Origin of the sequence: Shewanella putrefaciens, assembly GCF_016406305.1 — a bacterium.
GTDB lineage: Bacteria > Pseudomonadota > Gammaproteobacteria > Enterobacterales > Shewanellaceae > Shewanella > Shewanella putrefaciens_C.
The window spans coordinates 1,668,071-1,684,129 of the sequence record NZ_CP066369.1 but is presented as its reverse complement, the minus strand read 5'-3'; the positions used below and the strand labels follow the sequence as shown (position 1 = coordinate 1,684,129).

Below are 16,059 nucleotides of genomic sequence, written 5' to 3'. Positions count from 1 at the left end.
CGAAGGTCTTACTTTATTTGGCACTAACTCAGATGGTTCCCTCTGGTCCGCTCCCATCCAAAATCTGGATGCGCTACCGGACTGCGCTAATCACCGAAGGTCTTACATTTTCAGCGCGAGATGAATACATCTGCCTGAGAACGGAGCGCATCTTATCCCCTCACTTTACACCCGTCAACGATTTTTTTAGTGATTGACTCTAGGTGCTGAATTATCAGGCTAATACGGCTTTTTTTGTCTATTAGACCTTGGCTTTAACCATGACACAATTGCTGGGCCCTGTTAAAATAGCCGCGATTGCCAATCTCTGTGTTAACTACCGTTTTAACCATCGCCCATATAAAGGATATCCTACACCCATGACAGCCCAAATAATCGACGGCAAGGCGATTGCTCAATCCATCCGCACTCAACTTCGTGAAAAAGTCACCGCCCGCAAAGAGGCTGGACAACGCGTACCGGGTTTAGCCGTCATATTAGTGGGAGCCGATCCTGCCTCCCAGGTTTATGTTGGAAGCAAACGTAAGGCCTGTGAAGAAGTCGGCTTTATTTCCCGTTCATATGATCTCGAGACAAGCTGCACCGAAGAAGCACTACTTAAACTCATCGATGACCTCAATGATGATCCAACCATCGACGGCATCTTAGTGCAACTCCCCTTACCAGCCCATATTGAAGACTCAAAGGTCATCGAGCGAATTCGCCCCGATAAAGATGTCGATGGATTCCACCCCTATAACGTTGGCCGTTTAGCACAACGTATTCCAGTGCTGCGCTCTTGCACACCGATGGGTATTATGACGCTCATTAAATCCACTGGCGTCGATACCTATGGCTTAGATGCGGTTGTGGTTGGTGCGTCGAATATTGTCGGCCGCCCTATGACCTTAGAACTACTGCTGGCGGGCTGCACAACGACCACATGTCATCGTTTTACTAAGAACCTTGAGCAAAAAATCCGCCAAGCTGATTTAGTGGTGGTTGCTGTGGGTAAACCCGGTTTTATTCCCGGTGAGTGGATAAAACCCGGTGCGATTGTGATCGATGTGGGTATTAACCGTTTAGATAACGGCACCTTAGTCGGCGACGTGCAATATGAAGTGGCCGCGCAAAATGCCAGCTTTATCACTCCCGTTCCCGGCGGCGTTGGCCCGATGACGATTGCGAGCCTATTAGAAAACACCTTATATGCAGCAGAGCAGTATCATGACTAAAGTCTAGGTTCTAGGTTCTAGGTTCTAGGTTCTAGGTTCTAGGTTCGGCAAGCATAAAAAAACCTGCATAATGCAGGTTTTTTTATTGGCTGAAGCTTATCCGGGGTTAAGAATATAGCTAATCCGCTTATTTCTTACGCCAAGTGGTGCCACTTGGGCCATCTTCCAAAACTACGCCAAGCTCATTCAAACGATTACGAGCCACATCTGCCGCTGGCCAATCTTTTTCGCTGCGAGCACGGTTACGTTCAACGATTAAGGCTTCAATTTCAGCCACTTCATCGTCACTGCCCTCACCTTTAAAGAAAGCTTCAGGCTCTTGACTTAACAGCCCCAGTACATCGGCTAGTTGCTTCATCGCCACCGCAAGGGCCGACGCCTTAGCAATATCCGTCGCTTTTAGGCGATTAATTTCACGCACCATATCAAACAGCACTGAGTAAGCTTCAGGTGTATTGAAATCATCGTCCATTGCCGCTTTAAATTTAGCGACAAACTCCTGTGCAGGATCGGCAGCAACGGTCAAATCAACATCTTTAATCGCCGTATACAAACGTTCTAAGGCTGAGCGAGCTTGTTTTAAATTCTCTTCGGAGTAATTCAATTGGCTGCGATAGTGACCCGATAACAGGAAGTAACGCACTGTCTCGGCATCGTAATGACCGAGCACATCACGAATGGTGAAGAAGTTGCCCAAGGATTTTGACATTTTTTCACGGTCAACCATCACCATGCCCGTGTGCATCCAGTAGTTCACATAGGGCGTGTCATGGGCACAGCAGGACTGGGCGATTTCGTTCTCATGGTGTGGGAACTGTAAGTCCGAGCCGCCGCCATGAATATCAAAATGCAGCCCTAAGTGCTTGCTGTTCATGGCAGAGCATTCGATATGCCAGCCAGGGCGACCCGGTCCCCATGGTGATTCCCACGTTGGCTCGCCGGGTTTAGACATTTTCCACAGCACAAAATCCATTGGATTTTGTTTATTTTCGTCGACTTCAACTCGCGCACCGGCTTGCAGTTGATCTAAATTCTGCCCGGATAAACGGCCATAATCAGGGTAAGATGCCACGCTAAATAGCACATCGCCATCGCTCGCAACATAGGCATGACCACGCTCAAGCAAACGCTCAACCATATCAATAATTTCTTCAATATGTAGAGTTGCCCGCGGCTCAAAGTCAGGGCGCAGCATATTTAAGGCATCAAAATCCCGATGCATCTCACCGATCAAACGCTCGGTTAAGGCCTCGCAACTTTCATTATTTTCGTTAGCGCGTTTAATAATTTTGTCATCGACATCGGTAATATTGCGCTGAAAATTCACCTCATAGCCCACATAACGCAGGTAACGCACTATCATGTCAAAGGAAACAAAAGTACGCCCGTGACCAATATGACAGAGATCGTATATGGTCACACCACACACGTACATCCCAATTTTTCCGGGATTGATTGGCTTAAATTCCTGTTTTTGGCGGGTAATACTGTTGTAAATCTTCAACATCGGCATTCTCTTCAATAGTACATTCAGGAGTAAAATCAAGGGGTCAGTTTATCATGGCCGGACGGCTTTTGAATACTGCACTTTGCGCGCAATCCGAGATAAGTTAGAATCGCGCCACTATTTACTGAGAGTATGAAAACATGATCACATTACACACCAATTTTGGCGACGTTAAACTGCAACTGAATGCTGAAAAAGCTCCATTAACCGTAGCAAACTTCATGAAATATGTTGATGACGGTTTCTTCGACGGCACGATTTTCCACCGTGTAATTGATGGCTTTATGATCCAAGGTGGCGGTTTCACTGCGGATATGAACCAAAAACGTTGCAGTGAGCCAGTAAAAAATGAAGCGAACAATGGCTTATCAAATCGCACTGGCACTATCGCCATGGCGCGCACCTCTGATCCCCATTCAGCTACAGCGCAGTTTTTCATTAACGTGAACGACAATACTTTCCTCGATTTTAAATCAGAAACGACCCAAGGCTGGGGCTACTGTGTATTCGGTGAAGTCGTTGAAGGTATGGACGTTATCGAAAAAATCAAAGCGGTGAGCACAGGCAATCGCGGCATGCATCAGGACGTGCCATTAGAAGCCGTTGTGATCGAAAAAGTCAGCACAGCGGTATAATCCCTGCGAATGCGAACTCTATTTATAGGCGATCTACATTTAAGTGCAGATCGCCTTGATATTACTCAAGCTTTTACTCGTTTCCTCGACACTGGGCTCGATGATGCCGAGGCGCTTTATATTCTTGGTGATTTGTTTGAGGTCTGGGTGGGTGATGATATCGCCGCACCTTTTGCCCTCGAACTCGCCGAAAAACTTAAGCAAGTGTCACATAAGCTGCCGGTGTATTTTATCCACGGTAATCGTGACTTTATGCTAGGCAAACACTTTGCCCGCGCTGCTGGCGTGCAAATTTTACCCGAAGTCACCTGCCTGAATTTATACGGAGTAAAAACGGTAATTTTACATGGCGATAGCTTATGTACCTTAGATAAAGCCTATCAACGCTTTAGAAAATTACGTAGTTTTGCTCTCGCCCGTTGGCTTTACGGTTGCCTGTCTAAAAAAAGGCGCCAGGGTATTGCCGATAAGATCCGTAGCAAAAGCAAGAGCAGTAACAAGCAAAAAAGCTACACTATCATGGATGTAGAGCCCAATGCTGTCGATGCGCTATTTGCCAAGACACACACTCAACATATGATCCATGGTCATACCCATAGACCTGCTATTCATCAACTTGATAATGGCAATAAGCGTATTGTGGTCGGAGATTGGTACGAACAAGGCAGTGTGCTCAGTGTGAGTCCCGAAGGCATTAATTTGATGCATTTACCCTTCGATTCTGCACCTTTACCACTCGATTCAACACCATAGACAAACAATACAGCATATTAACGGCTCGACAGAGCCGTTAATCATTATCACAACCATTTACGTCACTCGATTATGCATGGGCAAGGTTATAAAGGTTGCCCGCTATGAAACCGAAATTCATCATCCGCGGCCATAATCAGCTCTGCTTCCCGCTCACCAAAATAGGCCACCCGCTCACTGATATCCTCAGGTGAAACTAACTGAGCCAAACTTAAATAGTCTTCATAATGCCTCGCCTCTGAGCGCAGCAAAGACACATAAAATTTGCCTAATTCCGCATCTAAATAAGGCGCAAGCTTAGCGAAACGCTCGCAGGAGCGCGCTTCGATATATGCCCCGACAATGAGTTTATCCCTCAGGATATCTTTTTCATGGGTTGTCACATGGCTCATCATGCCCTTGGCGTAACGGCCTGCTCGGATATTTCGGTAAGGAATGTGTCTGGCGTGCATCAATTCCAATACTTGCTCGAAGTGGTGGAACTCTTCCTTAATCAATCGGATCAGTGGTGGAATGAGGTCTTGTGCAAATGTAAAGTGCTCATTAGGCAGCAACTGTGCGACCAATTCATTCTTTTTTACATCCCGGGCAAGAAATTGCTCAATATTGCGATCCTTAAGATACACAAACTCCTCATAGGGTTTAGCCCAAGTTAATAGCGAGCGGCCACTGTCCTTACTCAAGGCATAACGTCTTAACAAGAACATTGCGGTCTGAGCGGCCTTTAGCTCGCAATTACAGTGGTCTATTAGTAACTCGTCTAAAGAAGCCTCTGCACGTGCGATATCAATCCAAGTTTGGGGCGTTTCACAACGAAGAAAAGCATGAATAGGGGCCAATAATTGCTGCATAGCTCACTCAACCTCATTAAAAAAATCAGGCTATTTTACGCATATTTAGCCATAAGCTATAGCATTAGCTTTCAGTAAACTTGACGGCCTGAACTTTTTGTCCAATAAATAATCTACACTCTAAAGAACTGAGATCCGGATCACTAAGACGGATCCTAAGGGTGAAACCAATTGGGTTAAAAAAGACAGGAGATCGTTTTAACCCCAATTGCGGAGCTGTTATCAGCTCGTCTGACGTTTGGCGAGCCATCCATCAATGCTGAACAAGGATAATTATAATGATACTAAATCACTTAATGGGGCTATACACTCATCCAAAACAAGAGTGGCAAACAATTGAAAAGAACCATGAGGCACTCAAAAGTAGCTTAAGTCATGTGTTACTTATTGCCTTAATTCCTGCGATTTGCAGTTTTATTGCCACGGCATATATAGGCTGGAATCCTGGGGCTGGCGATCCTATTTACCTTACACCTCAAAGCGCGATGTTTATGTCAGCGGGTATGTATCTAGGTCTGATTGGCGGTGTATTCGCCCTCGCCTATTTAGCCTACTGGATGGCAAAAACCTTCGATGCACAGCCCACTTTTACTCAAGCATTAGAGCTTGCTTCCTACACTGCAACCCCCTTGTTTATGGTAGGACTGGCAGCACTTTATCCCGTACTCTGGTTTATTATGATTGTTGGGCTGATTGGCTTGGCCTATTCGGTCTACTTGCTCTACGCTGGCGTGCCTATCATTATGAATATTCCTGAAGAGAAAGGCTTTATCTACGCCAGTTCCATGGTTACTGCGGGTCTTGTGCTCCTCGTGGGATTAATGGCGGCGAGTGTGATCCTTTGGAGTTTAGGATTTGGACCTATGTATCAATAGCGACCAATATCTATAACGGCGAAAGCCTATTGGCACTAGCTTGTCCTATTCCGGAAAATAAAAAAACCGTAAAAATAAAGAAGGCCCCTAGATAATATCTATGGGCCTTCTCTTTTATCGGTGAGTCGTCGAGCTTGACCTAACGCTCAGTCAACATATCAGGCAACGCTTATTCAAACTGTTATTCAAAAGAGTCGCGCAGTGCAACCGTGAGGTTAAAGACTAAATGCTGTGGCGTTGAGTCTTTATTATCGGCGCAGAAATAACCTTCACGCTCAAACTGATAAGCCTTCTCGGCTGGTGCATTCACTAGACTCGCCTCAACCACCCCATTTACCACCACTAAAGACTCAGGATTTAATACTTCATCCACAGTCTCTGCCGCTGCAGGGTTTGGATCGGTAAATAAGCGCTGATAGAGACGGAATTCAGCAGGTTTGGCAGTAGATGCCTCAACCCAGTGAATGACACCTTTGACTTTACGACCATCTGCAGGGTTTTTACCTAAGGTTTCAGGATCATAAGTACAGTAAACCGTCGTGATGTTGCCTTCGCTGTCTTTCTCACAACGTTCCGCTTTAATCACATAGGCATTACGCAAACGCACTTCTTTACCGGTAACTAAGCGTTTGTATTGCTTGTTGGCTTCTTCTTTAAAATCGGCGACATCAATCAATATTTCACGGCCAAAGGCGAGTTCACGGGTGCCCATGCTCTCATCACTTGGGTGAGAAGCCGCTTGAATGGTCTCAATTTGTCCTTCTGGATAATTCTCAATCACCACTTTTAATGGGCGTAAAACGGCCATTGCACGCGGTGCATGCTCATTGAGCTCCTCACGGATACAGGCATCGAGCATAGCCGCTTCAATCATATTCTCTTGCTTAGTAATGCCAATGCGCTGACAAAACTCACGGATTGATGCGGGTGTGTAACCCCGGCGACGTAGGCCAGCAATCGTTGGCATACGTGGATCATCCCAGCCTGAGACGAGTTTGCGAGTCACAAGATCGTTAAGTTTACGCTTAGACATCAAGGTATATTCGAGATTCAAGCGGGAAAACTCGTACTGGCGGGTACGGTTTGGTGCTTGGAAATCATCTAAATTATCGAGCACCCAGTCGTATAAACGGCGGTTGTCTTGGAACTCTAATGTACACAGCGAATGGGTAATATGCTCCAGCGCATCGGAAATACAGTGGGTAAAATCGTACATAGGATATATGCACCACTTATCACCGGTTTGATGATGGTGTGCAAAGCGAATGCGGTAAATAACCGGATCGCGCATACACATAAAGGGCGATGCCATATCTATCTTGGCACGCAGCGCACATTCACCTTCTTTGAATTCACCCAAACGCATTTTTTCAAATAAACGCAGATTCTCTTCCACGGAAGTATCGCGATATGGGCTATTTTTGCCCGGCTCTTTTAGAGTGCCACGGTATTCACGGGTTTCATCGGCATTCAAGAAACACACATAGGCCAAACCTTTATTGATCAGTTCCACCGCATATTGATGTAACTGGTCAAAATAATTGGATGAATAACGAACATCACCATCCCATTGGAATCCAAGCCAACGCACATCCGCCTGAATAGAATTAACATAATCTATGTCTTCTTTTTCAGGATTGGTATCGTCAAAACGTAAATTGCATAGACCGTTATAGTCACGCGCTATGCCAAAATTTAGGCAGATAGACTTTGCATGGCCTATATGTAAGTAGCCATTCGGTTCTGGCGGGAAACGGGTCTGCACACTCGTGTGCTTACCACTTTGCAGATCCTCATCTATGATATTACGAATAAAGTTACTCGGACGTACTTCAGTGTCCACATGACTCATGGAATTCCTCTTTGCGAACAATGGCAATTTTAAGAAAACCAGCATGATCCTACAGATCACTACTAGTTACAATGCCTAGTGCTAAAAACTCTGGCTTTTAGGCAGTCAGGGGTTATTGCCGTGATAGTAAAACAATAAAAGCAGCCATGAAAGCTGCTTTTATCTTTGTCTTCACTGGGCTGACATTTGTTATTCAGTAATGATACGGATCCCAGGAATGATCTGCTGCGTTCTTTTTCCCTTACGTTTAAGCCAAAGGTAGAACCCCGCTAAAGCCAATAGGAAGAAACCAATCCACAGGCTCGATTGCAGCGGATGCGCACTAAAGGTCGCCCCTTGGTACACAACGGTGGCCGAGCCATAGGCCAGAGCAAAAGTCCAAGTCGCGGCAAAGGTTGCCCAGCGAGAACCAAATTCGTTGACTAAAGCCCCCATAGCCGCAACACAAGGGGTATACAACAAGATAAATAGCAAGTAAGAGAACGCAGCAATTTGACCACTGAAACCAGTTTGCAAAGCACCGAAGGTCGATGTCGCCACACCTTGCTCTTCTGCTATCGCTTCTTTATTGGTCAAATCACCAACCGATAACTTGAGCGGATCTTCCAGATCTATTCCAAACAAGTTTGCAGGAATCGTCGCCAGAGCTGCATTAAAACTTTCACTCAATGGTGTCAGTTCTTCATCAGCGGGCGCTGCAGTGCTGTACAAGCTGTTTAAGGTACCGACTACGGCTTCTTTCGCAAAAATCCCCGTAATAATTCCCACCGTGGCTGGCCAGTTTTCCTGCTCGATTCCCATAGGTGAGAAGATTGGCGTGATTTTTTGGCTCGCGACACTCAGCAAGGATGCTTGGCTATCCTCATGGCCGAAGGTGCCATCAACACCAATGGCATTGATAAAGTTTAATAAAGTCACCACCAGCACAATCGTTTTGCCCGCACCGAGAATAAAGCTCTTAGTGCGTTTACCTGTACGGACCATGACAGCCTTAAGCTTAGGCAATTCGTAACTGGGTAGCTCCATCACCACCGCACTGCTAGTGCCCGGTAATAAGGTGCTTCTTAACAACAAGCCTGTGCCAATCGCGGCAAAAATGCCCAGGATATAGAGTAAAAAAACCAAGTTCTGCCCAGAGTCGGGGAAAAAGGCCGCAGCAAAGAGTGCATAAACGGGTAAACGAGCACCGCAGGACATAAAGGGCGCCATCATACCTGTAACAATACGCTCACGCTCACTGCCTAGGGTTCGTGTTGCCATAATCGCAGGTACTGAACAACCAAAGCCCACAATCATAGGCACAAAGGCTTTGCCAGGCAGACCGATACGGCGCATTAAACCATCGACCACAAATGCGGCACGAGCCATATAACCCGAACCCTCAAGCACCGACAAACCGAGGAACAGCGCGGCAATCACAGGAATAAAGGTCGATACCGTTTGAATACCTTGGCCAACACCACCCGCTAAGATAGTGACCAACCAAGCAGGAGAACCAATGCTCGTCAAGAATGAACCGAAGTGATCGACAAAAAGTGCGCCAGCAAACACATCGAAGAAATCGATAAAGGCACTGCCGATATTGATGCTGAACATAAACATTAAGTACATGACAAATAAAAACACGGGAATGCCAAGCACGGGATGCAACACCAGCTTATCGAGTTTGTCGGTCAGTGTTAGAAAGTCATCGGCTTTCACTGAGCTTTTAAAAACACGCTCAACAAAATCGAACCTTGTAGTGGCAACCATCACTTCAATATCATGGCCTTGCGACGATATTTGTGCCGTGCACGTATTCACTTCATCCTGCAGTTCTGCATTCTTGCAACTACCGCAACCCGATCCATTTCCGAGCATAGCCAAGGCACGGCCGCGGCTTAATTGGGGATCTTTGCTGCAAAGTAAGCTCACACCCGCTTCAATTTGCGCATCATAATTGAGCATTAATGGTGCTTCAGACACTTTGCCTTGAAGCAAATCCAGTACTTGTGCTTGTACTTTAGCGACATCGGCGCTATCCCGTGAGCAAACACCGATGACTGGACATCCCAGCTCTTGGCTCATTTTCTGCACATCGACTTTAATGCCGCGTTTGATCGCCGCATCAATTTTATTGAGCACGACCACCATAGGAATCGCGAGCTCTCGCAGTTGGGCCGTAAGGTATAAATGCCGCTCAATGTTAGTGGCATCGACTAAATTGATAATGCCATCAACCCTTTGCTCGGCTATATATTGTTGAGCGATTTGCTCATCGAGGGAACAATCACAACTGCTGCCCGCGGGCAATAAATCATAAATGCCGGGCAAGTCCGTCAGATAGACATCGGCACCATTTAAGGTGAAATGACCCGTTTTCTTCTCAACTGTCACACCGGACCAGTTACCGACCTGTTGATTGGCGCCAGTCAGCGCGTTAAAGAGTGTCGATTTACCCGCATTAGGGTTACCGACGGTGACGCAATGAAACTGCTTAGTCATTCGCCTTTTCCACCTCAATGATGTCTGCCAAGTCTCTGCGCATACAAAGTTTACTACCACGAATATCCAATTCTAAACCTGAGCCCATAGGCGCTCGTCGGATCAAAGCAAATCGAGTATTCGGCGTGATCCCCATAGATAATAATTTGCGCTTCACTGTTTGCGGCAGATCTAATCGCCCGATTTCAGAAATAATGCCACGATCACCGGGACTGAGCTCGCTTAACTTCATTACGTATTCCACCTTGCAACCGCTTCAGCTTGAAAAACTGTGCCCATTGTAACTGAGCCATAAACCGAATAATTTTACCTAGATCAATATTTTTGACTGGTAACGATAATAGTTTTCAATTGTGTTGGGTATTATGTGACAAAAATCCCCATGAATAAACGGCCAGCTTAAAATAAAAATTCATATTCAACCTCATCCGCTCCACAACGTTAAAAAGAAGGTAAACAAATCGTCACCGAACACGAGCGTGATCTAAATCACACTTAGTCATTATAACCAGCGAAATCATCCCTCTTTACTGTCAAAACCTCGCCAAAATGTTAAGCGGTTGTCACAAAGATGTTCTAATATTAATCAGCTTAATTAAGCTAAATTAGCAATATCGAAAGCTTGAAAAATAACAAATAAAACGCACTCGGGAAAAGATGAACATGGATATAAGGCTAAAGTTCAATGACATAGTGAAAGCTATGTTTGCTGTTATGTTGGCAATAGTGAGCCTTTCGGCCCCCGCAACCCCCTGGGATGATAAAAGCCCAGAGGAAGTGGTAGCAACATTAGACAAAAAATTTGCCGAAGGTCAGTACTCTGCAAAGGGGGCTGATACTTGCCTGATGTGCCACAAAAAAAGTGCTGTAGTAATGGCAATATTTGATGGCGTGCATGGCAACCCCAATGTTAAAGACTCCCCTATGGCTGATTTGCAGTGTGAAGCCTGCCACGGCCCGCTCGGTACCCATAATAAAGGTGGCAAAGAGCCGATGATCACCTTTGGCCAAGATTCTCCAGTACCTGCTCAGAAACAAAATAGTGTTTGTATGAGTTGCCACAATGACGATCAACGCGCTGCCTGGAAAGGCAACCACCACGATAACGCCGATATTGCCTGCAGCAGCTGCCACCAAGTACACACGGCCAAGGATCCCATCAAGGATAAAGCCAATGAAGTTGCCATCTGTAGCCAATGTCATACCCAGCAAAAGGCCGACATCCACAAACGCTCAGCCCATCCATTACAGTGGCAACAAATGGTGTGTAGCGATTGCCATAACCCCCATGGCAGCTTGAACGATTCGAGCTTGAAACAAATGAGTGTGAATGAAAATTGCTATAGCTGCCACGCCGAAAAACGAGGGCCCAAGCTATGGGAACATGCCCCAGTCACAGACAACTGTGCCAATTGCCATAACCCCCATGGTAGCGTGAATGAGGCAATGTTAATTAGTAAGCCACCCCAGTTGTGTCAACAGTGTCACGCGTCAGATGGCCATAGCAGCAATGCTTACTTCGGCAATCAAACCAATGCCTTCACCTCTGGAAATTCCTGTATGAATTGCCATGGGCAAGTACATGGTTCAAACCATCCATCGGGCAAGTTACTACAGAGATAACAAGGGAATGATCATGCAAATAGCTAAAATTTCTCATCATAGCGCTTGTTTTTCAGTCACTTTGCTTGCTTGGGCGATAAGTAGTGCCCTCACTCAAGCCCATGCCGAAGGCTATGAACTACAAAAAGCCAATCGGGATAGCATTAAAACTGCGGCCTGGAGTTGTAAGCAATGCCAACCTAAAACGGGCCATATTGGCGAGGTAAGTGCCACCCTCGCCTACAATGACGGCGAAGACAGTCGCTTCGGCAATATGACAGGTACCGACAAGGACGGCCTCGTTGGCGCCGTCGGTGCCGATATGCAGTACAAAACACCGACGGGTTATCAAACTGAACTCGTTGTCGATAACTTAGGTTATGATGCAAGTTCTGCCAAACTCACCACGGGAAGACCGGGCAACTATCAAATCAACTTAGGTTATCGGGGCTTAGCAAACTATAACCACAATCAGTTAAAGAGCCCCTACGTTGCAGAACAAGATAAGATGCTGTTACCCGATAACTGGGTCACGGGCGGCACCACGCAAACTATGCCTATGTTACAGAGCAGCCTTGTTAATCAAGATTTAAGCCTGCAGCGGGATCGCTTCACACTCGGTGGTTACTACGCTGGCAAAATATCATCGAGCAGCCGATATAAAGCTTCACTAAGCTACCAACATGAAGACCGCAGCGGTGCCAAAAAAACCAGCGCGAATATTCTTACCAATAGTGTGATGCTTGCTCAACCCATTGATGACAGTAACGATCAAGTCGACGCTCGCGTTTATTTTAGTGGTACGGGTTGGCAGGCTGGAATCAATAGCCAGATGAGCCAATATAAAAATGATCATCAAGCATTGCAGTGGCAATCGGCATACACGCCCACCTTTGGTGCCGCATACGCAGGGCAAAATGCAGTTGACCCTGACAATAAGGCCTACCGAGTGGCGGCGCAAGCGGGTGGTGGTGCCAATGGTCACAATGTGCTGATGCACGCAGGTTTTAGCAGCATGTCCCAAGATGAGGTGTTTATTCCTGCGACTATCAATGGTCCCTCACCTGCATTACCCACAGATAGCCTAAATGGCCAAGTGGATATCCTCGAGATGATCCTCAAATATTCAGGCCGGATCACCCAAGATTTCAGCGTGCAGGCAAACTACAACTATCAAGATAGGGACAATAAAACTGAGAAGTTAGACTTCCCACAGGTTATCACCGACAGTTTTCATCAGGGCACGGCGCAAAACAGTCTTTATGATAAACAAACTAAAAAGTTCGAACTTAAGGGGAAATACCGTTTCACATCATCGGCCTATGCCGAAGCGGGTTACACCCGTGATGAAAATGACTACACCGAGCTTGATCGGCAATCCATCGATGAGTACGGCGTATTTGCGAAACTGAGTTATCGCTACTCACCCAGCTGGTCTGCCTGGTTAAAAGGAGAAGCACTGGAGCGTGATGGCAGTGAATACGATCCTGTAACTACAACCCAGAGTCCCAGTAACCCTTGGTTACGAAAATCCTACCTTGCGGACAGGAAAAGACAAAAAGTCACCTTACACACGGATTATCAAAGCGATATGGGGCTCTCTCTTGGCGCAAGTTTACACAGTGTCGACGATGATTATCACCACACCTCAGTGGGTTTAACCCAAGTATCCTACCTAGGTTATGACATGTCGGCGCAATACGCCTTCAGTAATGATCTTAGTTTAAATGCTTACCTGAATCAGGATTGGCGCGACTCGGACCAAGCAGGAAGTAACACCTTCTCCACCCCCGACTGGTACAGTACGTCCGAAGAAAAATCCACCCTCATTGGCGCGGGTATCATCTATCAAAATCTATTCGACAACCTCCTCGACATCGGCTTGGACTATAGCTACTCCGATGGTCAGAGTGACACCGACGTCACCTATGGCATAGCCAGTCCCTACGGCGACTACTACGCCCGCAAACACAATATTAATGCCTACGCCAAATATAAATTTGCCGAGAGCATGTCGCTGCGCGTCGATTGGTTATTCGAGAAATATCAAGATGCGAACTGGCAAAACCAAGGCACAATGTGGGATAGCATCCCCAATGTGCTCAGTTTTGGCGATATGAACCATGACTATAACGCCCATTACCTAGGCTTGACCTTAAGCTACCAAATGTAACTTAGGCATTTACAGCGTATTCCAAGGATAGAAATATGAACAAGTTTGCAAAATTTAGCACTCAATTCAGTCTGATGCTGGCCTTAGTCACCCTATTTACCGCCTGCGGTGGTGATGATGGAAAAGATGGCAATCCAGGTGAACCTGGCAAGCCCCCAGCCCTCACCATTACCGCTCTGAACCTGATAGTGGATAAAGTCACGCTGCAGGAAGGCATTGCTCAAGTTGACTTTCAAGTGAGTAACCAAGATGACGAAGCCATTATTGGTATTCCATCGGCCACCTTTATCGCTGCGCAATTGCTTCCCCAAGGTTTTACGGGGGCGGGAAATAGCAGCGAATGGCAACACTTTACCGCCGAAACCTGCGCGGCAAGTTGCCCAGGCAGCCTGACAGATCATAAAAACGGTCACTACACTTACACCTTCAGCGCCCCGTTCAATGGCATGAATGGTGTGACTTTTATCCCCGATGCGACCCAACGAATGGTGGTCAAAATCGGTGGTGATACCCTTGCCGATAGCACCCCATTACCGACCACGAATCAACACTATGACTGGCAATCATCCGGACAAACCGTCGCCTACACCCGTAACTTAGTCACCATAGAAACCTGTAACAGTTGCCACAGTGACCTGACCTTCCACGGCGGTAAATATAACCAAGTAGAAACCTGCGTCACCTGCCATAACAGTAAAAAAGTCAGTAACCCTGCGGATATTTTCCCACAGATGATCCACAGCAAACATTTAACCGGATTCCCACAATCGACGAGTGACTGCCAAACTTGCCATGCCGATAATCCAGAGTTAGCCGAACAGCAAAACTGGCATAGAGTCCCGACAATGCAAGCTTGTGGCGCCTGTCACACACAAATAAACTTCCCCGCGGGAGAAGGCCATCCTGTACAAATGGATAACAGTAATTGCGTGGCTTGCCATAACGCAGAGTGGACCGCCAGTGTACACAGCGATGAAGAGCAAACCGCAGCACTCAAGCAATTTAGCCCTAGCATCACCAGTGCCAGTATGGATGCCAATGGTACTGTCACAGTCGCCGTGACACTGATGAACCCAACCACAGGAAGCGTTTATAACGAGAGTGCAGATAAGCTCAAATTCATCAATGACCTCAGAGTTTATGCTAACTGGGGGACCAGCTTTGATTATTCAACGAGCTCGGCTCGCTCAATCAAACTCCTTGAATCCCTCCCCGTATCGGGTGCCAATGGTACTTATACCTATACGATATCGGGTCTTACCGTGCCAGCGGGCACAGAAGCAGACCGTGGCGGATTGGCGATTCAAGGTAGAATTTGTGCTAAAGACAGCGTTCTGGTGGACTGCAGTACTGAACTAGCAGAAGTACTAGTGATTAAGTCCAGCCACAGCTATTTTGATATGTCGGCCCTAAGCACCGAAGGACGCCGGACTGTCGTCAGTAATGCCTCCTGTGGTCATTGCCACGGCGATCAAAAGCTTAATATTCACGGCTCGCGTAATGATCTTGAAGGACAATGTCAGCTTTGCCATAACGCCAATATGCTTGCCGATCCCACAGCTGTGAATCCTTCGGCGACATCCTTTGATTTTAAACAGCTGATCCACGGTATTCACACGAGCCAGTTTGCAGGCTTTGAAAGCCTAAACTACCCAGGGGAAATCGGTAACTGTGCCCAGTGCCATGTCAAAGATGCCGCGGGTGTCTCTACGGTTGCCTTGCCGCTCAATCCAGCCGTACAACCCCTAGCCCTCAATAACGGTACATTCACTAGCCCCATTGCAGCGGTGTGCAGTAACTGCCACGCCAGCGATGCAACCCATAGCCACATGATGCAACAAGGTGCAGTGTTTGCGGGGACCAAAGCCGATGCGACCGCTGGCACCGAAACCTGCACTTTCTGTCATGGACAAGGTGCCGTGGCCGACGTACTTAAAATACACCCTATAAACTAACCCTCTGATGCTGGTCTAAAAGGCCAGCAACTGCAGATATAAAAGGAACTCATACTATGCAGTCATCTACCCCTAAAGAAATAGTCAGATCTCAGTCACATTACCCACTTAAAATGACTGATAAATACCAGTGACTTAGTTAGCCTTACAGATGGAAA

Annotated in this window: 12 protein-coding genes; 7 read left to right on the top strand and 5 right to left on the bottom strand. The window is 46.7% G+C overall.

Translation table 11 applies throughout. The features are described from left to right. The first annotated feature begins 359 nt into the window (after positions 1–359). The gene (gene folD / locus JFT56_RS07180) at positions 360–1,214 is read left to right on the top strand and encodes a bifunctional methylenetetrahydrofolate dehydrogenase/methenyltetrahydrofolate cyclohydrolase FolD (RefSeq protein WP_198782989.1); all 855 of its coding nucleotides are present in this window, start codon (positions 360–362) and stop codon (positions 1,212–1,214) included. Between the two features lie 127 nt (positions 1,215–1,341). Here the strand turns inward: folD and cysS are convergent, their stop codons facing one another. Then, complete coding sequence (gene cysS, locus JFT56_RS07175) at positions 1,342–2,721, bottom strand: cysteine--tRNA ligase (protein WP_198782988.1); 1,380 nt, start codon at positions 2,719–2,721, stop codon at positions 1,342–1,344. 140 nt (positions 2,722–2,861) lie between these two features. On the opposite strand from cysS, the gene JFT56_RS07170 reads away from it, so the two are divergent. Together JFT56_RS07170 and JFT56_RS07165 are read left to right on the top strand one after the other, a co-directional pair. Then, positions 2,862–3,356: a peptidylprolyl isomerase gene (locus tag JFT56_RS07170; protein WP_198782987.1), complete on the top strand. Its 495-nt coding sequence runs from the start codon at positions 2,862–2,864 to the stop codon at positions 3,354–3,356. 9 nt (positions 3,357–3,365) lie between these two features. Continuing rightward, positions 3,366–4,109 (top strand): UDP-2,3-diacylglucosamine diphosphatase, encoded by a 744-nt coding sequence (locus JFT56_RS07165; RefSeq protein ID WP_198782986.1) that lies wholly within the window; start codon positions 3,366–3,368, stop codon positions 4,107–4,109. 86 nt (positions 4,110–4,195) lie between these two features. Here JFT56_RS07165 and miaE read toward each other — a convergent pair whose 3' ends face one another. Next, positions 4,196–4,960: a tRNA isopentenyl-2-thiomethyl-A-37 hydroxylase MiaE gene (gene miaE, locus JFT56_RS07160; RefSeq protein WP_198782985.1), complete on the bottom strand. Its 765-nt coding sequence runs from the start codon at positions 4,958–4,960 to the stop codon at positions 4,196–4,198. A 278-nt stretch (positions 4,961–5,238) separates the two neighbouring features. On the opposite strand from miaE, the gene JFT56_RS07155 reads away from it, so the two are divergent. Continuing rightward, the gene (locus JFT56_RS07155; protein WP_198782984.1) at positions 5,239–5,835 is read left to right on the top strand and encodes a Yip1 family protein; all 597 of its coding nucleotides are present in this window, start codon (positions 5,239–5,241) and stop codon (positions 5,833–5,835) included. A gap of 181 nt (positions 5,836–6,016) precedes the next feature. Here the strand turns inward: JFT56_RS07155 and glnS are convergent, their stop codons facing one another. The 3 genes from glnS to JFT56_RS07140 all read right to left on the bottom strand — a co-directional run bounded on the left by glnS (position 6,017) and on the right by JFT56_RS07140 (position 10,403). Continuing rightward, positions 6,017–7,687, bottom strand: coding sequence for a glutamine--tRNA ligase (gene glnS, locus JFT56_RS07150; RefSeq protein WP_198782983.1), 1,671 nt, complete (start codon positions 7,685–7,687; stop codon positions 6,017–6,019). Between the two features lie 189 nt (positions 7,688–7,876). Further along, positions 7,877–10,171 (bottom strand): Fe(2+) transporter permease subunit FeoB, encoded by a 2,295-nt coding sequence (gene feoB, locus JFT56_RS07145; protein ID WP_198782982.1) that lies wholly within the window; start codon positions 10,169–10,171, stop codon positions 7,877–7,879. Continuing rightward, positions 10,164–10,403, bottom strand: a complete 240-nt coding sequence (locus JFT56_RS07140; RefSeq protein WP_007647118.1) for a FeoA family protein — start codon at positions 10,401–10,403, stop codon at positions 10,164–10,166. Before JFT56_RS07140 ends, feoB begins: the two co-directional genes overlap by 8 nt. A 425-nt stretch (positions 10,404–10,828) precedes the next feature. On the opposite strand from JFT56_RS07140, the gene JFT56_RS07135 reads away from it, so the two are divergent. The 3 genes from JFT56_RS07135 to JFT56_RS07125 are packed head-to-tail and all read left to right on the top strand — an operon-like array spanning position 10,829 to position 15,901. Then, positions 10,829–11,794: a DmsE family decaheme c-type cytochrome gene (locus JFT56_RS07135; protein WP_198782981.1), complete on the top strand. Its 966-nt coding sequence runs from the start codon at positions 10,829–10,831 to the stop codon at positions 11,792–11,794. Between the two features lie 13 nt (positions 11,795–11,807). Continuing rightward, positions 11,808–13,946 (top strand): MtrB/PioB family decaheme-associated outer membrane protein, encoded by a 2,139-nt coding sequence (locus JFT56_RS07130; protein WP_198782980.1) that lies wholly within the window; start codon positions 11,808–11,810, stop codon positions 13,944–13,946. A gap of 35 nt (positions 13,947–13,981) precedes the next feature. Further along, a complete protein-coding gene (locus JFT56_RS07125; RefSeq protein ID WP_198782979.1) occupies positions 13,982–15,901 on the top strand; it encodes an OmcA/MtrC family decaheme c-type cytochrome in 1,920 nt (639 codons plus the stop codon). The last annotated feature ends 158 nt before the right edge of the window (positions 15,902–16,059 follow it).